Annotated in this window: 15 protein-coding genes; 10 read left to right on the forward strand and 5 right to left on the reverse strand. The window is 71.9% G+C overall.

The features are described from left to right. The first annotated feature begins 34 nt into the window (after positions 1-34). Both EU555_RS19945 and EU555_RS19950 read left to right on the forward strand, forming a co-directional pair. On the forward strand, positions 35-1324 hold the full coding sequence (locus EU555_RS19945) for a PQQ-dependent sugar dehydrogenase (RefSeq protein WP_135416974.1): 1290 nt from the start codon (positions 35-37) through the stop codon (positions 1322-1324). Between the two features lie 169 nt (positions 1325-1493). After that, a complete protein-coding gene (locus tag EU555_RS19950) occupies positions 1494-1811 on the forward strand; it encodes a c-type cytochrome (protein WP_135416975.1) in 318 nt (105 codons plus the stop codon). Positions 1812-1841: 30 nt separating this feature from the next. Here the strand turns inward: EU555_RS19950 and EU555_RS19955 are convergent, their stop codons facing one another. Then, complete coding sequence (locus tag EU555_RS19955) at positions 1842-3311, reverse strand: sensor histidine kinase (protein ID WP_135416976.1); 1470 nt, start codon at positions 3309-3311, stop codon at positions 1842-1844. After that, the gene (locus EU555_RS19960) at positions 3308-3994 is read right to left on the reverse strand and encodes a response regulator transcription factor (protein ID WP_135416977.1); all 687 of its coding nucleotides are present in this window, start codon (positions 3992-3994) and stop codon (positions 3308-3310) included. The genes EU555_RS19955 and EU555_RS19960 overlap by 4 nt, the downstream gene beginning before the upstream one ends. Before the next feature lie 338 nt (positions 3995-4332). Between EU555_RS19960 and EU555_RS19965 the strand changes: the two genes are divergently transcribed. From EU555_RS19965 to EU555_RS20000, 8 genes are all read left to right on the forward strand, one after another. Continuing rightward, on the forward strand, positions 4333-5682 hold the full coding sequence (locus EU555_RS19965) for an efflux RND transporter periplasmic adaptor subunit (protein WP_342636488.1): 1350 nt from the start codon (positions 4333-4335) through the stop codon (positions 5680-5682). 7 nt (positions 5683-5689) lie between these two features. Beyond that, the gene (locus EU555_RS19970; protein WP_135416978.1) at positions 5690-8827 is read left to right on the forward strand and encodes an efflux RND transporter permease subunit; all 3138 of its coding nucleotides are present in this window, start codon (positions 5690-5692) and stop codon (positions 8825-8827) included. A 139-nt stretch (positions 8828-8966) separates the two neighbouring features. Beyond that, positions 8967-9482 carry an RDD family protein gene (locus EU555_RS19975; protein ID WP_135416979.1) on the forward strand — a complete coding sequence of 172 codons (516 nt, stop codon included), beginning with the start codon at positions 8967-8969 and terminating at the stop codon, positions 9480-9482. A gap of 147 nt (positions 9483-9629) precedes the next feature. Further along, positions 9630-10382 (forward strand): arginyltransferase, encoded by a 753-nt coding sequence (locus tag EU555_RS19980; RefSeq protein ID WP_135416980.1) that lies wholly within the window; start codon positions 9630-9632, stop codon positions 10380-10382. A 155-nt stretch (positions 10383-10537) separates the two neighbouring features. After that, entirely contained in the window at positions 10538-12430 is a 1893-nt protein-coding gene (locus tag EU555_RS19985; protein WP_135416981.1) for an autotransporter domain-containing protein, read from the forward strand. A 291-nt stretch (positions 12431-12721) separates the two neighbouring features. Further along, on the forward strand, positions 12722-14032 hold the full coding sequence (gene purB / locus EU555_RS19990) for an adenylosuccinate lyase (protein ID WP_135416982.1): 1311 nt from the start codon (positions 12722-12724) through the stop codon (positions 14030-14032). A 147-nt stretch (positions 14033-14179) separates the two neighbouring features. Then, positions 14180-15451 carry an SAM-dependent methyltransferase gene (locus tag EU555_RS19995; RefSeq protein WP_135416983.1) on the forward strand — a complete coding sequence of 424 codons (1272 nt, stop codon included), beginning with the start codon at positions 14180-14182 and terminating at the stop codon, positions 15449-15451. Between the two features lie 151 nt (positions 15452-15602). Further along, the gene (locus EU555_RS20000; protein WP_135416984.1) at positions 15603-16880 is read left to right on the forward strand and encodes an NAD(P)/FAD-dependent oxidoreductase; all 1278 of its coding nucleotides are present in this window, start codon (positions 15603-15605) and stop codon (positions 16878-16880) included. A gap of 471 nt (positions 16881-17351) precedes the next feature. On the opposite strand, the gene EU555_RS20005 is transcribed toward EU555_RS20000, so the two are convergent. The 3 genes from EU555_RS20005 to EU555_RS20015 all read right to left on the reverse strand — a co-directional run bounded on the left by EU555_RS20005 (position 17352) and on the right by EU555_RS20015 (position 21623). Beyond that, a complete protein-coding gene (locus EU555_RS20005) occupies positions 17352-18230 on the reverse strand; it encodes an amidohydrolase family protein (RefSeq protein ID WP_135416985.1) in 879 nt (292 codons plus the stop codon). Beyond that, entirely contained in the window at positions 18223-19509 is a 1287-nt protein-coding gene (locus tag EU555_RS20010) for an MFS transporter (protein WP_135416986.1), read from the reverse strand. Before EU555_RS20010 ends, EU555_RS20005 begins: the two co-directional genes overlap by 8 nt. A 155-nt stretch (positions 19510-19664) precedes the next feature. Then, the gene (locus tag EU555_RS20015; protein WP_135416987.1) at positions 19665-21623 is read right to left on the reverse strand and encodes a methyl-accepting chemotaxis protein; all 1959 of its coding nucleotides are present in this window, start codon (positions 21621-21623) and stop codon (positions 19665-19667) included. Positions 21624-21738 lie beyond the last annotated feature (115 nt).

Consider the following 21738-nt stretch of genomic DNA (forward strand, 5'->3'; position numbering starts at 1 on the left):
CGCCGAAAACGGCCGATTCCCGGAGGAGACCTCGATGAAGCCCTTCCTGATGGCGGCCCTCGCCGCGAGCGTGTCCTTCGCGGGCGCTGCGCTCGCGCCCGCCGCGTCGGCGCAGGACACCACCGCCGGCGATACCAAGGCCAAGGTCGACAACCTGGAGAAGCTCGGCAACTTCCGGCCGACCGGCGTCGCCGAGCCGGCCCCGATCCCGCAGACCGGCCGGCGCGCCGACGCGATCAACCGCACGCTGCAGAAGATCAAGGTGCCGGACGGCTTCAAGATCGAACTCTACGCCGTGGTGCCGGATGCCCGCGCCATGGCGGTCGGCCCGAATGCCGGCGTGGTCTGGGTCGGCACCCGCAAGTCCAAGGTCTACACCGTCACCGACCGCGACAAGGACCGGGTCGCCGACGAGGTGAAGGTCTACGCGCCGGGCATCGACTTCAAGATCCCGAACGGCGTCTGCTTCTCCCGCGACGGCGTGCTGACCATCGTCGAGCAGAACCGGGTGCTGGCGTTCCCGGCGGCCGAGTTCTTCTACGAGGGGACGGACGGCCCGGCCGTCGTCGTGGTCAAGCAGGGCGAGCTGATCCCGCCGGGCGAGGAGAGCTACAACCACACCGCCCGGATCTGCCGCATCGGGCCGGACGGCAAGCTCTACGTCTCCCTCGGCCAGCCCTACAACGTGCCGCCCAAGGAGAAGTCCGACCTCTACGCCAAGACCGGCATCGGCGGCATCATCCGCATGGACGCCGACGGCAAGAACCGCGAGGTCTACGCCACCGGCATCCGCAACTCGGTCGGCATGGACTTCGCCCCCGACAAGACCCTGTGGTTCACCGACAACCAGGTCGACGGCATGGGCGACGACCAGCCGCCGGGCGAATTGAACCAGATCACCAAGCCGGGCCAGAATTTCGGCTTCCCGTGGTACGGCGGCGGCGGTGTGCGCACCGTCGAGTACAAGGACGACAAGGTCCCGGCCGACGCCGTAGCCCCGAAGGCCGAACTGCCGCCCCACGCCGCCGACCTCGGCATGATCGTCTACAAGGGCAAGCAGTTCCCCGAGAAGTACCGCGGCGGCATCTTCACCGCCGAGCACGGCTCCTGGAACCGCACCACGCCGATCGGCGCGCGGGTGATGTTCGTGCCCGTCAACAAGGACGGCACCGCCGGCAAGCCCGAGCCCTTCGCCGAGGGCTGGCTGACGGAAGGCGGCGAGTATCTCGGCCGCCCGGTCGACGTAGCGACCCTGCCGGACGGCTCGCTGCTCGTCTCCGACGACACCGCGGGCGCGATCTACCGCATCTCCTACGAGAAATAGGCCGCACGAGATCGGCCATCCGGGGGGCGGTCCCGGAGCCCTGCCCGATCGCATTGCAATCGGGCAGGGCTCCAGGTCTTTGATTGTGCCGCATTGACTTCGACGAACCGGTCTCCGCTTCGTCGGACGATGCTCTGGCGGCCGCCCCTCCCCGTTTCAGGAGACGACCATGACCCGCGCCCTCGCCCTCCTGCTGCTTCTCGCCGCCACGGCTCCGGCCGCCGCCGGGGACGCCAAGGCCGGCCGGGCCAAGGCGGTGTCCTGCCAGGCCTGCCACGGCCTCGACGGGCTCTCGAAGCTGCCCGACGCCCCCAACCTCGCCGGCCAGGTCGAGCCCTACCTCGTCAAGGCCCTGACCGAGTTCCGCAACGGCACCCGCAAGAACGAGGTGATGTCGGTGGCGGCGCAGGAGCTGACGGATTCCGACATCGCGAACCTGGCGGCGTATTACAGCGGAATCCAGATCGACGTGGTCCCGCCGGGCTAGCGCGGACGTGCGCCGCCCGCTGCCATCACGTCAGAGAGGATCACGACCGCTGCGCGGCTGCAGAATCCCGGCTGGAGCCGAGGCGCCGGCCTGCGCGACGGCGAGGCGCCGGCGCGCCGGGTCGGTGGGCGCCGGCACCGGGCAGACGAGGGTGAGGCGCGCGCCGCCGCCCGGCGCCTTCCCGGCCTCCACGGGAAAGCCGTGCAGCCGGGCGATGGCCGCCACGAGGCCGAGGCCGAGGCCGAGGCCGTTGCCCGGCGTCTGGCGGGCGCGCTCGGCGCGGTAGAAGCGCTGGAAGATCCGGGTCCGCTCGGCCGGCGGAATGCCGGGTCCGGAATCCTCGACCACGATCACGCTGGCGGCCGGCCCCTGCTCCAGGCCGACCCGCACCGAGCCTCCGGCGGGCGTGAACTTCACCGCGTTGTCGATCAGGTTCGAGACCGCCTCGAACAAGAGGTCGCGGTCGCCCTCGACAGGGGAGCGCCCCGCCCCCTCATCGACCGCGACGGCGAGCGCGACGCCCTTGTCCTCCGCCACGGGCTCGAAGAACTCCGCCGCCTCGCGCACGATCCGGGTGAGGTCGACCGGCGCGAAGCCGGCCCGCCGCAATCCATGCTCGATCTCGCCGATGCGCAGCACGGCCGTGACCATGGCGAGCGTCTGATCGATCCAGGCCAGGCCCTGGTCGATCGCCTCGCGGAACTCCGCGACGCTGCGGGCCTGCTCGCGGCTGCGCTCCAGCCGCGCCCGCAGCCGCGTCAGCGGCGTGCGCAGGTCGTGCGCGACCGCGTCGCCGACGCTGCGGACCTCCCCCATCAGGCGCTCGACCTCGTCGAGCATCCGGTTGACGTTGCGGGCGAGGCGGTCGAACTCGTCGTCCCGGCTCCCGACCGGCAGGCGCCGCCGCAGGTCGCCACGCATCACCTCGGCGAGCGCCGCCTCGGTGACGGCGAGGCGCCGGCGGGCCCGGCTCGCGAGGAGGAGGCCGCCGAGGCCCGACAGGGCGAGGGCCGGGACCAGCCCGAGGCCGAAGGCCCGCAGGGTCGTGGCCCGCACCCGGTCGATCTCGTCGGTGTCGTGGCCGATCACCACGGTGCCGCCGTCCGGCAGCGCGAGCGCGGTCGCCCAGATCTCGTCGCCGAGCGATCCCTCGCTCACCTCGATCGTCGCGCCGACCCGCTCCGCGTCGCCGTCGCGGGCGAGCCCCGCCGGCAGGCCGACGAGATTGCCGGCCAGCCGTCTCCCGTCGCGCCCGAACACGCCGCCGTAATGGGTGGCGTGGCGGTCCATGGCGATCCAGGTCTCGACCCGCGCGCTCGCCGCCGCCGGGTCCTCGGCGGCAGCCCGCACTTCGAGCCGCAGCGTCTCGGCCAGCTCCTCGCGCAGGAACGACACCGTCTGCCAGTAGACGAAGCCGAACATCGCCAGCGCCAGCAGGACCGACCACAGGGCGATGCCCAGCGCCCAGCGAAAGGTGGTGGAACGCAGGAGATCGGTCATCGCGGTTCGTCATCAGGGGTCAGCGTGAAGCCGATGCCGCGCACGCTGTGGATCACCGGCGGCTCGCCCGCCGCCTCGAGCTTGCGGCGCAGGCGGCCGAGATGCACGTCGATGAGGTTCGATTTCGGCGTGAAGCGGTAGTTCCAGACCTCCTCGAACAAGAGCGCCCGGGTCACGACCTGGCCGGGGCGGCGCATCAGGTATTCGAGCAGGGTGAGCTCCCGCGGCAGCAGGTCGAGGTCGCGCCCGCCGCGCCGCCCGATCCCGGCGATCAGGTCGATCTCCAGGCTGCCGACCCGCAGCAGCGTCTCGCGGGTGTCGGCCGGGCGGCGCAGCAGCGCCTCGATGCGCGCGGCGAGCTCCCCGAGCGCGAAGGGCTTGGCGAGGTAGTCGTCGCCCCCCGCCCGCAGGCCGCGGATGCGCTCGTCGACGTCCGAGAGCGCCGAGAGCACCAGGGCCGGCGTGCGGTCGCCGGCGCCACGCAAGCCTTGCAGCAGGCTCAGGCCGTCGAGCCCCGGCAGCATCCGGTCGAGGACGATCGCGTCCCAGGCCTCAGCTGTCGCGCGCTCCGCCCCCTCCGGCCCGGCCGCCGCCCAGGCGACCGCGTGCCCGCGCCCGCGCAGGTCGCCCAGGATCTCCTGCGCCGTCGCGGCGTCGTCCTCGATCAGGAGCAGCTTTGCCACGTCTGTCTCGTACCCCGCCGCTCGGCTTGCCGGTACCTCTCCCCGGGAAGGGCGCTTCGGGACAACCCGGGACAAGACATGGCGCGGGATCCCCTCTCCAGGCGATGCCGGGCTTGCCCGGTATCGCTCAAGGTGTGGGAGAGGGGGACCCGCGTCTTTTCTTGTTCCCAGACAGCCCTGTCACGGAAGTGAGAAGAGGCGCCTTCAACACCCGCTTCTTCCCCCAAACCCGCCCGCTATCCCAGCGGAAACCGAAACGTGAACGCGAATTTAATGGCCGGCCTGACCCCGGCCCATAGGTGTTGGAACGATTCCAATCGAGCCGGGTGAGAGAGGTCGTGCTGCTGGCCGTCGAGACCGTCGCGCGCGTCGTCGAGAGCGAGGCGCGCCCTGGGCAACGGGCGAAGGAGGCTCCGGTGGTGCGGCCGCCGCGCCCGGGCGGCCGGCCGCCGTGGCGCGGGCTCGTCCTCCTCGTCGCGGTGCTGGCGCTGGCCGGGGCCGGCTCGTGGTACCGCGACGCCGCCGGGACGGCTTTGGCGCCCGTCCTCGCCCGGCTCGGGCTGATGGCGCCGGCGCCCGCCCCCGAGGCGCAGGAGAGCGCCGCCCCGGCCGACCCGAACCTCGTCACCCTCGACGAGGCCGGCCGGACGCGCATCGGCCTCGCCTTCGGCACGGCCGAGCGCCACCGCATTGTCCTGCCGGTGAGGACGCCCGGTACGCTCGCCTTCGACGAGCGCCGCGTCACGCATCTCAAGCCCCGCACCGCGGGCCGCGTGCTCACCCTCGCGGTGCAGCCGGGCGATCCAGTCCGGGCCGGCCAGACGCTGGCGACCCTGGATGCCGCCGGCCTGCTCGAGGCCCGCAACGGGCTCGCCGAGGCGCAGGCCAGCCTCGCCGAGGCGCAGGCGACCGAGACGATCGCGGAGATCAACCTGAAGCGCGGGCAGGACCTGCTGAGGGTGATGGGCGTGGCGCAGGCCGATGTCGACCGCCGCCGGGTCGACCTCGCCAAGGCGCATGCCGCGACCCTCGCCGCGAAGGCCAGGGTCGACCTCTACGCGGCGCAATATGCGCGGCTCGCCCCCGAGCCCGGGGCACCGGCCGGCACCAGCGCCATCGTGTCGCCGATCGACGGGGTGGTGACGGCGAGCGGCATCACCCTCGGCGAGGTGGTCGACACCAGCCGCGACGCCTTCACGGTGGCCGATCCTTCCCGGATCCAGGTGCTGGCGAGCCTCTACGGCCGCGACATCGCGGCGGTGAAGCCGGGCGACGCCGCCACCGTGCGGGCGCCGGTGCCGGACCACCCGACCTTCGAGGGACGGGTGCGATCGGTCAACGCCGCAGTCGATCCGGCCACCAACACCGCGCCGGCCCGCATCGAGATCGCCAACCCGAACGGGTCCTTGCGCGCCAACATGTTCGTGTCGGTCGAGATCTCCGCGGATCTCGGGCGCGAGGCCACGACGATCCCGGCCGCCTCCGTGCAGCAGACCGAGGACGGGCCGGTGGCCTTCGTGCGCACCGGCGACGACCGGTTCGAGAAGCGGGCGCTGACCCTCGGCGTGCAGCGGGCGGATTGGGTCGAGGTGAAGGACGGCGTGACGGCAGGCGAGAGCGTGGCGACGCAGGGCAGCTTCGGCCTCAAGGCGATCCTGCTGCGCGGCCTGCTCGGCTCGACGGATTGAGGGCGCGATGAAGGCCTGGTTCGCCCTCCTGACCCGCCGCCGCTGGCTCGTGCTGGCGATGGCGCTGGCCGCCGCCGGCGGCGGCATCGTCTCCTTGCGCGGTCTGTCGATCGACGCGGTGCCGGACATCTCGCCCAAGCAGGTGATGATCCTGACGCTCTCGCCCGGGCTCGGGCCGCTCGAGGTCGAGCGCCTGGTGAGCTTTCCGGTCGAGAGCGCGATGGCGGGCGCCCCCGGCCTGACCGGCCTGCGCTCGACCTCGCGCTTCGGCGTCTCGGCGGTCTACGTCACCTTCGACGAATCGGTGCCGATCACGGAGGCGCGGGCCCAGGTCTTCCAGCGCCTGCCCCAGGCCAAGGCGATGATGCCGGCCGGCATCGGCGACCCGCAGATGGGCCCGATGGCGACGGGCCTGGGCGAGGTCTACCAGTTCGAGCTGCGCGGACCGGCCTACTCGCCGATGGACCTGAAGCGCATCCTGCAGTGGACGATCGCGCCGCGGCTCAAGCTCACCCCCGGCATCGCCGACGTGAACATCTATGGCGGCCAGCTCCCGACCTACGAGGTCCGGGTCTCGGCCGAGAGCCTGCAGCGCTACGGCGTCACCCTGGGCCAGGTCTACACGGCGCTCGCCGAGAACAACCTCGCCCGCGGCGGGGCCTATCTCGAGCACAACGACCAGCAGGAGGTGATCCGGGGCTTGGGCCTCGCGACGGGGCCTGAGGACATCGCCCGGATCGTGGTGGCGACGAATCCCGGCGGCGTGCCGGTGACGGTGGCGAGCCTCGGCGAGGTGGTGGAGGCGCCGAAGGTCCGACTCGGCGCGGTGAGCCGCGACGCCGCCGGCGAGACCGTCGTCGGCATCGCCATGATGCAGCAGGGCGAGAATGCCAGCGCGGTGGTCGAGCGGGTGAAGGCGACGATCGAGAGCTTACGCCCGGTCCTGCCCCCCGGCATCGCGATTCGACCCTATTACGACCGCTCGGCCCTGGTCGCGCGCACGATCCGCACCGTCGCGCACAACCTCGTCGAGGGAGCGGTGCTGGTGATCGTGGTGCTGCTGCTCCTGCTCGGCAACCTGCGGGCCGGCCTCGTGGTGGCCGCCGCGATCCCGCTCTCGATGCTGCTCGCCTTCGCGGGCATGCGGGTCCTCGGCCTGTCCGGCAACCTGATGAGCCTGGGCGCCATCGATTTCGGCCTCATCGTCGACGGCGCCGTGGTGATGATCGAGAACGTCATGCGCGCCCGCGGCGAGCATCCGGAGCGGCCGGCGCACGCCGTCATCCGCGACGCCGCCGCGGAGGTGGCGAAACCGGTGATGGCCGCGGTCGCCATCATCATCCTGGTCTACCTGCCGGTGCTGGCGCTGGAGGGCGTCGCCGGCAAGATGTTCCGGCCGATGGCGCTCACGGTGATCCTGGCGCTCGCGGGCTCCCTCCTCATCACCCTGACCCTGATGCCGGCGCTGGCCGCCCTCGTGCTGGCGGGCCGCGGGATCGGCGAGCGCGAGACGCGCCTCGTCCACGGGATGCGGCGCGTCTACACCCCGGTCCTGCTCTTCGCCGAGCGGCGCACCGGCGCCACCCTGCTGGTGACGCTGGGGCTGTTTGCCGGCAGCGGCCTCCTCGCCACCCGGCTCGGCGGCGAGTTCCTGCCCAAGCTCTCGGAGGGCTCGATCGTCGTCACCTCGGAGAAGCTGCCGGGCATCAACCTCGATGCTTCCCTCCAGACGATGCGCCGGATCGAGGCGGTGCTGAAGTCGTTCCCCGAGGTGAAAAGGGTGGTCTCCCTCACCGGCAGCGCCGAGATCCCGACCGACCCGATGGGCGTCGAGTCGACCGACAGCTTCGTCACGCTGTCCGACCCCGCCACCTGGACGACCGCCACGACCCAGGACGGCCTCGTCGCGGCCTTCGGCGAGCGCCTGCGCCAGGAGGTGCCGGGGGTCGCCTACGCCTTCTCGCAGCCGATCCAGATGCGGATGGACGACCTTCTGGAGGGCGTGCGCGGCGACGTGGCGATCAGCCTCTACGGCGACGACCTCGGCGTGCTGAAGGACAAGGCCGACGCCATCGTGCGGGCGGTCTCCGCCGTGCCGGGCGCCGCCGACGTCAAGGCCGAGTCCCAGGCCGGCATGCCGGCCCTGTCGATCACGATCGACCGGGCGGCGGCGGCGCGCTACGGCGTCAGCGCCAGCGACGTCCTCGACGTGGTCGAGGCGATCGGCGGCCGGCCCGCGGGCTCGGTCTACCGCGACGACAACGCCATCACCGGCATCGTGGTGCGGCTCGAGGCGGGCGACCGCGCCGATCTCGGGCGGGTGCGCGCCCTGCCGGTCGGGCGCGGGGGCAAGGTCACCGTGCCGCTCTCCCTCGTCGCCTCGGTCGCGGTCGCGAGCGGCCCGGCCCAGATCAGCCGCGAGCGGCTGCAGCGGCGCATCTCGGTCCAGGCCAACGTGCGCGGGCGCGACGTGCAGAACTTCGTGGCGGCGGCGCAGGCCGCGGTGCAGGCCCAGGTGAGCCTGCCGCCGCGCTATTCCCTCGTCTGGAGCGGCCAGTTCCAGAACCTGCAGGAGGCGACCGCCCGGCTCGCCGTGGTGGTGCCGGCGGCCCTCGCGGCGATCCTGGTGCTGCTCGTCGTGATGTTCTCCGACCTGCGGGTCGCCGGGCTGATCTTCCTCAACGTGCCGGTGGCGGCGACCGGCGGCATCCTGGCGCTCTACGCCCGTGGCCTGCCGTTCTCGGTCTCGGCGGCGATCGGCTTCATCGCCACCTTCGGCATCGCGGTGCTGAACGGCGTCGTGCTGATGAGCACCATCCGCGACCTCGAACGCGCCGGCCTCTCCCCCCGCGAGGCCGCGACCGAGGCGGCGGAGCGCCGCCTGCGCCCGGTGATGACCACCGCCCTCGTGGCGACGCTGGGCTTCCTGCCGATGGCGCTCTCGACCAGCGCCGGGGCCGAGGTGCAGCGCCCGCTCGCCACCGTGGTGATAGGCGGCCTCGTCACCGCGACGCTCCTGACGCTCGTCGTGCTGCCGGCTTTCCACCCTTACGCGGCGCGGCTGCGATGGCCCCTCCGGCGCGTCCCGGCGGCCGGGACCGGGGACGCGGAGGGCGCGCGGCGGAGGGCCGGGACGGAGGCGTAGAGCGCCTGCCGCCGGCGCGCCCTTCCTGTGGGGCAGGCCGCGATGTCGCGGCCCGCGGCCGACACCCTTGAGCCGGGCCGCGGCCGCGCCCACCTTATGCGCCGGGTGACGAGGCGAGCGACGACGGCGGAGACGCGCGATGGCGAATTCCTGGCAAGGCGGCCCCTATTCGGGCGGTCCGACGTATCAAGGCACGATCCCGCCGGCCGGGTCCGGCTGGGCCGGCCCGCCGGTGCTGGTGGCGCATGGCTCGCTGTCGCGGCGCTTCATGGCCTACCTCCTCGACATCGTGTTCATCTTCGGCTTCAGCTGCCTGTTGTGGCTGGCGATCTCGTTCCTCGGGGTCATCACCTTCGGGGTCGGCTGGGCGCTCTACGCCATCCTGCCGGCGAGCGGCATCCTCTACAGCGCCATCACGGTCGGCGGGCCGCGCCAGAGCACGCTCGGCATGCGGATGCTCGGCCTGCGGGCGGTGCGGGCGACGACGGGCGGGCCGATCGACTGGATCACCGCAGCCGTGCACGCCCTGCTGTTCTACGTCGCGCTCTCGACCTTCCTGCTCTGGCTCCTCGACATCGGCATCGGCGTGCTGCGGGCCGACCGGCGCATGGGTCACGACCTCGTCATCGACCTCGCGGTGGTGCGCGACGCGTGAGGATGCAACCTTCGGTGTCCTGTCGCGCTTAAAGCGCAGGATTTCGCGCCGGCGCGCCGCCAGGCTGTTGAGACGGGCCGCGCCGGTGCTATCCTCCACTCCCCGGCGGCCAGGCGCCGGCCCTTTCGCCTGCGAGCACGACGAAGCGTGACCAGCCATCCGCGGGATGCACCGCAGTTCTACCTCACGGCGCCCTCGCCCTGCCCCTACCTGCCGGGGCAGCAGGAGCGGAAGGTCTTCACGCATCTCGTCGGACGGCGCGCCCGCGACCTCAACGAGATCCTGACCCAGGGGGGCTTCCGCCGCTCGCAGACCATCGCCTACCGGCCGGCCTGCGAGACCTGCCGCGCCTGCATCTCGGTGCGGGTGGTGGTGGGCGACTTCGCGGCGAGCGACAGCCAGCGCCGGGTGCTCAAGCGCAACCGCGACCTCGTCGGCCAGGCCCAGGCCAACCGCCCGGCCTCGGAGCAGTACGCGCTGTTTCGCCGCTACCTCGATGCCCGCCACGGCGACGGCGGCATGGTCGACATGACGGTGCTCGACTACGCCATGATGGTCGAGGACAGCCACGTCGAGACCCACCTGGTTGTGTACCGCAGGCGCGGACCGGACACCGCCATCAACGGCCGCGGCACCGGCGCCCCGGTCGCCGTCTGCCTCACCGACGTGCTCTCCGACGGGCTGTCGATGGTCTACTCGTTCTACGACCCGGCGGAGGCCGAGCGCTCGCTCGGCACCTTCATGATCCTCGACCACATCGAGCGCGCCCGCAGCCTCGGCCTGCCCTACCTCTATCTCGGCTACTGGGTCGAGGGTTCGCGCAAGATGCAGTACAAGGCGAAGTTCACCCCCCAGGAACGGCTGATGCCGAACGGCTGGGCCCGGGTGGGGGAGACCTGAGGGCGACCCGGCCTGTCGCCGACGGGCCACAGGCCGGGCCCTACACTTTTTCGCTTCTGTAACTCGGGCGGCGCCAGCTTGACCGCACCGATCCCGCCCTGCCCCATGGCGGCGCCGAAGCGGCGCATCACGGCTGCCGGCGGGGGAGATGCGGGATGGGTATGCGTGACGGGCGCCTGCGCCGGGCAGGCATGGCAGCGGCGTGGCTCGCCGGTACGGCGCTGGCGGGGATGCAGGGCGCCGCGGCGCAGGGCGTGACCGGGCTCACCGTCTTCGGCGACAGCTACGCCGATACGGGCAACGTGGTGCGCCTCAGCGGTCAGCCCCTCGCCTTCCCCTACGTGAACGGCCGCTACTCCAACGGCGCCAACTTCGTCGACGGCTTGCAGGCGATCTACGGCCTGCCCGCTTCGGCCGTCGCGAACTACGCGGTCGGCGGCGCCCAGACCGGTACCGGCAATGTCGGCTCGCCCCTGCTGCCGGGCCTGACCCAGGAGGTCGGGGCCTTCCTGGCGAGCGGCCAGCGCCTCGGTCCCGGCACCGTCGTGGCCATCAACATCGGCGGCAACGACGGCATCGCGGCGGCGCTCACCGGCCTCACCACCGCCCAGGCGCCGCTCCTCGGCCGGGCCTCGGCGGCGAACGCCGTCGGCACTATCGGGCAGATCATCGGCGCCGGGGCGCGGACGATCGTGTTCAACGGCTTCACCACCCTCAACGGCCTGCCGCGGGTGGCGGCCTCCGGCAATGCCGCCGCCGCCGACCTCTTCTCCCGCACCTATTTCGACGGGCTGCAGGCGGGCCTGGCGCCCTATGCCGCCGCCGGCACCCGGATCGTCCTCCTCGACAACGGCCAGATCTTCCAGCGCATCATCGCCGATCCGGGCCGCTACGGCTTCACCAACGCCACCGCTCCTTGCGCTCTCGTCGCCGCCTGCATCACGGCCCCGAAGGCGGTGCAGAACACCTACCTCTCCCTCGACGGCGTCCACCTGACCGAGGCCGGCTACCTCGTCCTGTCGCGCTACATGGCGAACGCGCTCGCCGCCCCGAACGGCATCGCCGCCCAGGCCGAGCTCGGCCAGATCGGCACCACGAGCTTCGCCGGCGCCCTGCTCCAGCGCCTCGACGCCTACCGGCTCTTCGCGCCCGCCCCCGGCGAGGCGACGGGCGCGCTCGGGGCCACCGGCGTCGCGCCGCTCGGCGCGAGCCCAAGCCCGCTCATCGTGTGGGGCCAGGGCGGCTATGCCGGCGGCAGCCGGGCGACGCGGGGCTTCGCCACCGGCTACGATTACGACAGCCCGAGCGGCACGATCGGGCTCGAGGCGACGCCCATGCCGGGCGTGCGCTTCGGCTTCGCCTTCAACTACGCCAACCCGCACGCGAACCTCAGGGGCGGCGGCGGTTCGATCGACGTCGACAGCTACGGCTTTGCCGCCTACGGCTCGTTCACCGGAACGAACCTCTTCGCCGACGCGGTGCTGGCCTATGGCCGCCACGACTATTCCGTGACCCGCCCCGGCGTGATCGACCCGCTCACCGCCGCGACCGGCGGCGACAGCGTGGCGGTGGCGGCCAAGGCCGGCTACCTGTTCGACGCGTTCGGGCCGTTCCGCCTCGGGCCGATCGTCGGCCTCACCTACGCCACCACCCGGGTCGGCGCCTATACCGAGCGCGGCGACCCGGTGCTGACGCAGAGCGTCGGCGCCACCGGGATCGAGTCGCTCGTCGGCCGCGCCGGATTGCAGCTGCGCGCCGCCCCCTTCGCGCTCGCCGGCCTGCCGGTGCGGGCCTTCGTCAACGTGACGGCCGAGCACGAATTCCTGGATGGCGGCCGTACGCTGGTGACCTCGCTCACCTCGACCCCGCTCCTGCCGATCCTGACGCCCCTCGGCCGCGGGGCGCGCGGCACCTACGGCCTCGTCGAAGCGGGCCTCTCCGCCGACGTGACCCCGGGGGTAAGCCTGACGCTCACCGGCGGCTCGACCTTCGCCCGGACGGGCGGGGATGGGTATGCGGTGAACGGGGGGCTGACGGTTCGGTTCTGACATCGTCCTGGTCATCCCGGGGCCGCGAAGCGGAACCCGGGATTCACAACCGCTGACGATTCACGACTGTCAGGACACATCCGCTTGGTCGTGCATCGTCAGCAATTTTGGATCCCGGGTTCTCGCCTGCGGCGAGCCCCGGGATGACGTCGAGAAAGCCCTTCGGTCGGGGAAGCGCCTGTCTCCGCGCCTCACCAGGCGCCGCCTCCCCTCCCCTTCCTTGCCTTCTCGCCCCGCATCCCATAGCCGTCGCGGCATCATTCCCCGCCCCCGCGCGCAGGAGCCCCGACGATGATCCCCCGCTACAGCCGGCCCGAGATGACGGCGATCTGGTCCCCGGAGACGCGTTTCCGGATCTGGTTCGAGATCGAGGCCCACGCCACGACCGCGCTCGCCGAGCTCGGCGTCGTGCCGAAGGAGGCCGCCGCCACGGTGTGGGAGAAGGGCCGCGACGCGGTGTTCGACGTCGCGCGGATCGATGAGATCGAGCGCGTCACCAAGCACGACGTGATCGCGTTCCTGACGCATCTGGCCGAGATCGTCGGGCCCGAGGCGCGCTTCGTCCACCAGGGCATGACCTCGTCGGACGTGCTCGATACCTGCCTCAACGTGCAGCTCGTCCGCGCCGCCGACCTGCTCATCGCCGACATCGACGGGCTGCTCGCCGCGCTCAAGCGCCGGGCCTTCGAGCACAAGCTCACCCCGACCATCGGCCGCTCGCACGGCATCCACGCCGAGCCGGTCACCTTCGGGCTCAAGCTCGCCCAGGCCTATGCCGAGTTCGAGCGCGCCCGCGCCCGCCTCGTGGCGGCCAGGGCCGAGGTCGCGACCTGCGCCATCTCCGGGGCAGTGGGGACCTTCGCCAACATCGACCCGCGGGTGGAAGAATACGTCGCCGAGAAGATGGGGCTGACCCCGGAGCCGGTCTCGACCCAGGTGATCCCGCGCGACCGGCACGCGATGTTCTTCGCGGTGCTCGGCGTCGTCGCCTCCTCGATCGAGCGGCTGGCGATCGAGGTGCGCCACCTGCAGCGCACCGAGGTGCTGGAGGCGGAAGAATACTTCTCCGAGGGGCAGAAGGGCTCCTCGGCGATGCCGCACAAGCGCAACCCGGTGCTGACCGAGAACCTGACGGGCTTGGCCCGCATGGTGCGGTCCTACGCGCTCCCGGCGATGGAGAACGTGGCGCTCTGGCACGAGCGCGACATCTCGCATTCCTCGGTCGAGCGGATGATCGGGCCGGACGCCACGATCACCCTCGACTTCGCGCTGGCCCGCCTCACCGGCGTGGTCGACAAGCTGCTGGTCTACCCCGAGCAGATGCAGCGCAACCTCGACCGGCTCGGCGGCCTCGTCCACTCGCAGCGGGTGCTGCTGGCGCTGACCCAGGCCGGCGTATCGCGGGAGGACGCCTATCGGCTCGTCCAGCGCAACGCGATGCCGGTCTGGCGCGGCGAGGGCGACTTCCTCACCCTGCTCCAGGCCGACAAGGAGGTGACAGCGGCGCTCAAGCCCGAGGCGATCGCCGAATGCTTCGACCTCGGCTACCACCTCAAGCACGTCGACACGATCTTCCGGCGCGTCTTCGGCTCCGCCGAGTGACTGTACGGGGCGCCCGACCACAGGGCTGATCCGCGAAAGATGCAGGGCACGCCGTCACTTACGCCGATCCGGCAGGCTTGACGCCTCGACGCCGAAGGCCATCCTCGTCGACCGAGGGAGTGGTCTCGCGTCTCACGAGGTGGCGGCGTGGTCCTCGATCATCTGCTGGAGACGGCGTTTTCCGTCAGCGGCCTGAGCGGCACCCTGACGGTGGTGACGGCGGGCGGCCGCCGCTTCCGGGCCGGGGACGGGGACGGCCCGGAAGCGGCGATCCGGTTCGCCGATGCGGCGGCCGAGCGCGAGCTCATCCTCGATCCCGAGCTGAAGTTCGGCGAGCTCTTCACCGACGGGCGCCTGATCCTCGAATCCGGCAGCCTGCCGGAGCTGATGACGGTGCTGCTCGGGCGCAACCACGACGAGCCCTCCCTGCGGCAGGTGCGGGCGCTCGCCGCCTTGCGCCGCCTCGGCCGCCGGATCGCCGGCCGCAACACCCTGTTTCGGGCGCGCCGCAACGTCGAGCGCCATTACGACCTCGACGACCGGCTCTACGCCCTCTTCCTCGACGCCGACCGGCTCTATTCCTGCGCCTATTACGCGACGCCGGGCATGAGCCTGGAGGAGGCGCAAACCGCCAAGATGCGCCACATCGCGGCGAAGCTCCTCGCCGGCCCGGGGCAGCGGGTGCTCGACATCGGCTGCGGCTGGGGCGCGCTCGGGCTCTACCTCGCGGGGGTGGCGGAGTGCGCGAGCGTGCGCGGCATCACGCTCTCGGCCGAGCAGCACCGGGTGGCGCAAGGACGGGCGGCGGAGCGGGGCCTGTCGGGCCGGGTGCGTTTCGCGCTGGAGGATTACCGCACCCTCCACGGCACCTTCGACCGCATCGTCTCGGTCGGCATGTTCGAGCATGTCGGGCCGGCCCATTACGGCACCTTCTTCCGCGTCGCCCGCGACCGCCTCGCCGAGGACGGGGTGATGCTGCTGCACACGATCGGCCGGACCGGCGTGCCCTGGCCGACCAACCCGTGGATCACCCGCTACATCTTCCCGGGCGGCCACCTGCCGACCCTGTCCGAGATGATGCCGGCGATCGAGCGCGCCGGGCTGATGCTCGCCGACGTCGAGGTGCTGCGCCTGCACTATGCCGAGACCTTGAGCGACTGGCGCACCCGCTTCCTCGCCCACCGCGACGAGGCCGCCGCCCTCTACGACGAGCGGTTCTGCCGGATGTGGGAATGGTATCTCGCCAGCGCCGAGGCCGCCTTCCGGTACGAGGACGCGGTGGTTTTTCAGCTCCAGCTCACCCGCCGCAACGACGTGGTGCCGCTGACGCGGGACTACATCGCGGACAGCGAGGCGCGCTTGCGGCAGGCGGAGGAGGCGTGGGAGCGGGGAACGGAGCCGATGCGGGCGATCGGGTGAGCCATCCGTCCCGCCCGGGTTGCGCCGGGCGCCCCCGCATTGTTTCAGGATCCTTCCACCCGAGCCCGTCGAAGGACGGGGCTTAAGGCGGAACGCGGGCCTTGAGGCCGGCGGCGGGTGCGCGGGATCCGGGCGACGAGAGAGTGCTTCGATGCAGCGGGACGAGATGACGGCCGACATCGTGGTGGTCGGCGGCGGCATGGTGGGCCTGTCCTCGGCCATCGCGCTCAAGGACCGTGGGCGCGACGTGGTCCTGTGCGACCCCGGCGAGGCCCGGGCCCGCACCTCCTACGGCAATGCCGGCGTGGTCAGCCGCGGCTCGATCCTGCCGATGTCCGGCCCTGCCCTCTGGGGCAAGCTGCCGGCCTACCTGCGCAACGCCGATCCGGGGTTGCGCCTGCACCACCGCCACCTGCTGCGGGTGCTGCCCTGGGCGGCGCACTTTTTGGCGAGCGCCCGGATCTCGGCCTGGCGCCAGGCCGCCGAGGCGCTGGCGCCGCTGACCAGCGCCGCCTACCCGGAGCACCGCCGCCTCGCCGACCGGGCCGGCGTGCCCCACCTCCTGCGCGAATGCGGCTGGGTGAAGCTCTACCGGACGGAGGCCGCCTTCGCGGGCGCCGCCCTGGAGCGCGAGATCCTCACGCACCATGGCGTGCCGTTCGAAATTCTTGAATGGGCCGACATCCAGGCGCTGGAGCCGGCGCTGATCCGCCCCTTCACCCGGGCGATGCTGCTGCCCGAGACCGGCGCGGTCGGCGATCCCGGCGGGCTGGTCGAGGCCTGCGAGCGGCTCTTTGCCGGCCTCGGCGGCCGGATCCTGCGCACCACCGTGAGCCGCCTCGAACCGGGGGTAGCGGGCTGGCGCGTCGTCCATCCGGGCGGGACGGTGCAGGCGCCGCAGGTCGTGCTGGCGACCGGGGCGGCGGCGCACGAGCTCGCCCGGCCGCTCGGCTACCGCTTCGCCTTCGCGGCCGAGCGCGGCTACCACCGGCACTACGCGCTGCAGCCGGGAAGCCCGGCCCTGACCCGCCCGGTCTACGACACCGGCGCCGCCTCGATCCTGTCGCCGATGGGCGAGGGCCGGGTGCGGGTGCTCTCCGGCGTCGAGGTCGCCGACCGCCACGCCGAGCCGGACTATCGCCAGATCGAGGCGGCGGCCCGGGAGGCCGCCGGCACCGTGCGTCTCGGCCAGCCCCTCGACAACCGGCCCTGGCTCGGCTCGCGCCCCTCGACCCCGGACGGCCTGCCGGTGATCGGACCGGCGCCGCGGCACGACGGGCTGATCTTCGCCTTCGGCCACGGCCATATCGGCCTCTCGACCGGCCCGATCACCGGCCAGCTCGTCGCCGACCTCGCCACCGGCCGCACGCCCGCAGTGCCGGTGGCGCCGTTCGCGCCGGGTCGGCTGCTGGGATGGCCGCGCTTGTAGATCAGATGGAGCGGCATTTCGCGCAGCAGAATCTCAGAGCCTGTTTGACTGCCGACAAGGATATCAGACAGAACTGATCCATCCCATCTACGACCTCATCCTGAGGTGCGACTGAAAGGAGCCTCGAAGGAGGGTTCCAGATATCACAGAGATTGCTGGAGGCCTCCTTCGAGGTCAGTCGATCTTCAATCGACTGACACCTCAGGATGAGGTTGAGGATGGGATAAATTTGCCAGGTGGGTCAAACAGGCTCTCAGATCTGCTCTGCAGACCTGAAAACCTCCATCGTCATCCCGGGGCCGCACAAGCGGAGCCCGGGATCCAGAGCCGCAGTTTTTCCAGAACGAGGCGGCGGACGTTCCGCCCTATACTCTAATTTCTGCGGTTCTGGATTCCGGGCTCCGCTACGCGGCCCCGGAATGACACGATGGCCTTCAAATCCATCGGTGAGATCGAACGGCGCTCATCAGCTCAGGCAAACTCACCGAACCCGTACAACCGGCCCGGATTCTCCACCAGCACCCGGTGCCGGTCCGCCTCGTCCGGCACCCACTCGGCCAGGAGGTCGAGGAGGTCGCCGACATTCATCATCGGGCCCCAATGCGAGACGTGCGGCCAGTCCGAGCCCCAGACGCAGCGCTCCGGCGCCGCCGCGTGCAGGGCGCGGGCGAAGGGCACCGTGTCGGCATAGGGCGGCCCCGCGATGGTGTTGCGGTAGGCGCCCGAGAGCTTGACCCAGGCACCGTCGCGCACGAGCGAGACCAGGGTGCGGAAGCCCGGATCCTCGACCCCGCAGGAGGTCGGGAAGTGGCCCATATGGTCGATGCAGAACGGCACCGGCAGCCGGGCGAGGCGCCCGGCGAGCGGCGGCAGGGTGCGGGCGTCGATCAGGAACTGCAGGTGCCAGCCCATCTCGCGGCAGAGCGCCCCGTAGGCCTCGACCGCCTCGAAGCCCACGCCGCCGCCGTAGAGCACGTTGAGGCGCAAGCCCACCACGCCGGCGTCCTTCAGGGCCGCCAGCTCCGCCTCGGGCAGCCCGAGGGGGACGACCGCGATGCCGCGAAGACGCCGTGGATGCGCCCGCAGGGTCTCGACCATCAGCCGGTTGTCGGTGCCGTGGACGCTGACCTGGATCAGCACGCCGTGCGTCATGCCGGTGGCGTCGAGCATCGCCAGGTAGGCGTCGGGCGTCGCCTCCGGCGGCGTGTAGCTGCGCGTCGCCACGAAGGGATAGGCGGGCGGCAGCCCGATCACGTGGGCGTGGGTGTCGACCGCGCCCGCCGGTACGGTGAAGCGGGTCGGCCCGTGCGGGTGCGGGGCGGGGCCCGGGCAGTCGCGGATCTCAGGCATCGGCGTGCAGCACCTTTCCGCGGGTCTCAGGGAGAGCGTAGGCGGTGAGGAAGAACACCCCGTAGGCCGCGGCGGCGAAGATCGCGATGGCGCTCGCCAGGCTCATGCCGGCCGAGAGGTAGCCGACGAGGGCCGGGAACAGCGCGCCGATGCCGCGGCCGAAATTGTAGCAGAAGCCCTGGCCGGAGCCGCGCAGGCGCGTCGGGTAGAGCTCGGTCAGGAAGGCGCCCATGCCGGAGAAGTAGCCCGAGGCGAAGAAGCCGAGGGGGAAGCCCAGCACCCACAGCACCGCGTTCGAGAGCGGCAGTTGCGTGTAGACCAGGATCACCGCCACGGCGCCGAGCGAGAAGATGAGGAAGAGCGGCCGGCGCCCGAGCCGGTCGGCGAGCCAGGCCCCGGCGAGGTAGCCGGCGAAGGAGCCGACGATCAGGGCCGCGAGATAGCCGGTCGAGGAGACGACCGACAGGCCGCGCTCGGTGGTGAGGAAGCGCGGCAGCCAGGTGGTGATGGCGTAGTAGCCGCCCTGGCAGCCCGCCGACATCAGCGAGGCGAGGAGCGTGGTCCGCAGGAGCGGGCCGGAAAAGATCTCCCAGATGGCGGGGCTGTCGCCGGCGGCCCGGGCGCGGGCGCGGGTCTCGGCGGCGACCTTCGGCTCCTCGACGTAGCGGCGCAGGTAGAAGACCAGGAGGGCGGGCGCCGCACCGATCACGAACATCCAGCGCCAGGCGGTCTCCGGCGGCAGGACCGAGAACAGGATCGCCTGCGCCAGCACCGCCATGCCCCAGCCGATCGCCCAGCCCGACTGGACCGAGCCGACGGCCCGGCCGCGATACTGCGCCCGGATGGTCTCGCCCATCAGCACCGCGCCCGCCGCCCACTCGCCGCCGAAGCCGAGGCCCAGCAGCGCCCGGGCGATCAGGAGCTGGGAGAAGTCCTGCGCGAAGGCGCAGACCAGCGAGAAGAACGAGAACCACAGGATGGTGATCTGCAGCGTCAGCACGCGGCCGATGCGGTCGGCGAGGTAGCCGGCGAGCCAGCCGCCCAAGGCCGAGGCCAGCAGCGTCACGGTGGCGGCGAGGCCCGCGGTGCCGGCGTCCACGCTCCACAGCTTGATGATCGTGCCGATCACCAGCGGGTAGATCATGAAGTCCATGCCGTCGAGGGCCCAGCCGGCGGCGCAGGCCCAGAAGGTGTGGCGCTCCGGCGGGGTCATGTCGCGGTAGAAGGCAGTGAGGCTGGCATCCTCCACCGCCACCGCGTCGCGGGCGGAACTGGTCATCGGGCGCTCCCTGACGCTCGTTGTTAGATCTTGCGGGCCCGGGGAGGCCCGAGGGAGCAAAGGCACGATTTTCGGCCGCGTGCCACCGCGCCGGCCGGGGAAGATCGGTCAAAAGCCGGCTAAATTGATTGTTTCCAATGGAAAGTGGGACGGCATCAGCCCGTGAAGCGGAGTCCGACCTCGACGCCGTGCTGGCGCACCACCTCGCAGGTCCGCTCCGGGCTGCCCTCGAGGTGGAGCCGGATGCGCGCCGGCAGCCGGACCGGGCGGTCGAGGGCCAGCTTCGCGCCGGACACCGAGAGGTTGAGGATGATGCAGGCCACCGCGTCGACCGGTCCGGCCCCCTCCGGCAGGATGATCCGGCCCGGCATCGAGGTCCGCACCCGGTCGTCGACCCGCCGCTCCTCGATGCCGGCGAGCCACTGGTCGAGGCTGCCGGCGATGTCGGCGACGCCGGCCGCCGTCGTCTGGACGTTGGTGCTGACCTCGCCGGTGGTGCTGCGCTGACGCTCGCTCGCCTCCGCGGTCTCGGCGATGAAGCCCTGCACGGCATCGATCCCGCCGCGGATCGAGGCCAGGGCCTCGGCGACCTCGCGCGACACCGTCTGCATGGCGCCGATCTCGCCGGAGATCCGGCCCGTCGCCGCCCGGGCCTGGCCGGCGAGGTTCTTCACCTCGGCGGCGACGACCGCGAAGCCGCGGCCCGCGGCCCCGGCCCGGGCCGCCTCGATCGTCGCGTTGAGGGCCAGGAGGTTGATCTGGTCGGCGATGGCGGTGATGGCCTCGACCACCCCGTTCATCGCCTGGGCGGCCTGGTCGAGCCGGGCGGTGGCGGTGCCGGCGGCGCCCATCCGGTCCTGGATCTCGCCGACCGCCTGGTGGGACTGGCCCATCCGGGTCGCGATCGAGACCGAGGTCCGGTGCATCTCCTCGGAGGCCACCGCCACGGCCTGAACGCGGCTGAGGGTCTGCTCGGCCGCCGCGATCGCCCGGGCCCGCACGGTCATGCTGTGCGTGACGTCGGTGGCGAACTTGATCACCTTGCAGGGGCGCCCGTTGAGGTCGAGCACCGGCGAGTAGGTGGCCTGGATCCAGACCTCCCGGCCGCCCTTGCCGAGGCGCTGGAAGACCGCGGCGGCGTAGCGCCCGGCGCGCAAGCCCTCCCAGAACTCGGCGTAGCTGCGGCTCGCGGCGGTGTCGGCCGAGACGAACAGGCGGTGGTGCCGGCCGACGATCTCGTCGAGCCCGTAACCCATCGCTTTCAGGAAATGACCGTTGGCATCGAGGATGATGCCGTCCATGTCGAACTCGATCACCGCCTGCGAGCGCAGGGCCGCCTCGATCTTGCCGGCGGTGTCGGCGGCGTGCTGCTTGGCGGCGGTGATGTCGGTGGCGTACTTGACGATCCTGAGCGCGCGTCCGCTCGCGTCGAGGATCGGGTTGTAGGTCGCCTGGATCCAGACCTCGCTGCCGTCCTTGGCCCGCCGCGCGAACTCGCCCGACTGGTACTCGCCCCGGGCGAGGCGCGCCCAGAACGCGCGGTATTCCGGCGAGGCCGCCTGCGCGTCGGTCACGAACAGGCGGTGGTTGCGGCCCCGCACCTCGTCGAGGCCGTAGCCCATCGCGGCCAGGAAATGCGCGTTCGCGTCGAGGATCGTGCCGTCGGGGGAAAAGTGGATCACCGCCTGCGAGCGGTTGATGGCGGCGATCTGGCCGGCGGCGGCGATGGCCGCCTGCTTCTCGGCGGTGACGTCGAGGGCGACCATGACGATCCGCACCGGCCGGCCGGCGCGGTCGAGCACCGGGTTGTAGCTCGCGCGGATCCAGACCTCGCGGCCGTCCTTGGCCAGGCGCCGGTACTCGGCGCTCTGGGACGCGCCCCGGCGCAGGGAGGCCCAGAACGCCTCGTCGGCGGGGCTGTCCGCGTCGGCAGGATCGACGAACAGGCGGTGATGCCGGCCGCGCACCTCGTCGAGGCTGTAGCCCATCAGCGTGAGGAAGGTCTCGTTCGCCTCGGTCAGCTGCCCGTCGAGCCCGAACGTGACGGTGGCCTGGGAGCGCGCGATGGCATCGAGCGTGGCGGCTGCGCTGGAGCGCCGGCGTGTGGCGAACATGTTGCGTCCCAGAGGATTGCGGGCCCTGGCGTCCTTCATGGACGCACCGGCTTAACGTCGTATGACCTCCGGGCGTCGAAGCGACGGGACAGGCTCGCCTGGGCTTCCGACGGGA

It is taken from the genome of Methylobacterium nonmethylotrophicum, from assembly GCF_004745635.1.
Classification (GTDB): Bacteria; Pseudomonadota; Alphaproteobacteria; order Rhizobiales; family Beijerinckiaceae; genus Methylobacterium; species Methylobacterium nonmethylotrophicum.

Coding starts and splice junctions, on each gene's coding strand:
- EU555_RS19945 (WP_135416974.1), top strand. CDS start 35: ATGAAGCCCTTCCTGATGGCGGCCCTCGCCGCGAGCGTGTCCTTCGCG.
- EU555_RS19950 (WP_135416975.1), top strand. CDS start 1,494: ATGACCCGCGCCCTCGCCCTCCTGCTGCTTCTCGCCGCCACGGCTCCG.
- EU555_RS19955 (WP_135416976.1), bottom strand. CDS start 3,311: ATGACCGATCTCCTGCGTTCCACCACCTTTCGCTGGGCGCTGGGCATC.
- EU555_RS19970 (WP_135416978.1), top strand. CDS start 5,690: ATGAAGGCCTGGTTCGCCCTCCTGACCCGCCGCCGCTGGCTCGTGCTG.
- EU555_RS19975 (WP_135416979.1), top strand. CDS start 8,967: ATGGCGAATTCCTGGCAAGGCGGCCCCTATTCGGGCGGTCCGACGTAT.
- EU555_RS19985 (WP_135416981.1), top strand. CDS start 10,538: ATGGGTATGCGTGACGGGCGCCTGCGCCGGGCAGGCATGGCAGCGGCG.
- purB (WP_135416982.1), top strand. CDS start 12,722: ATGATCCCCCGCTACAGCCGGCCCGAGATGACGGCGATCTGGTCCCCG.
- EU555_RS20000 (WP_135416984.1), top strand. CDS start 15,603: ATGCAGCGGGACGAGATGACGGCCGACATCGTGGTGGTCGGCGGCGGC.
- EU555_RS20005 (WP_135416985.1), bottom strand. CDS start 18,230: ATGCCTGAGATCCGCGACTGCCCGGGCCCCGCCCCGCACCCGCACGGG.
- EU555_RS20010 (WP_135416986.1), bottom strand. CDS start 19,509: ATGACCAGTTCCGCCCGCGACGCGGTGGCGGTGGAGGATGCCAGCCTC.
- EU555_RS20015 (WP_135416987.1), bottom strand. CDS start 21,623: ATGTTCGCCACACGCCGGCGCTCCAGCGCAGCCGCCACGCTCGATGCC.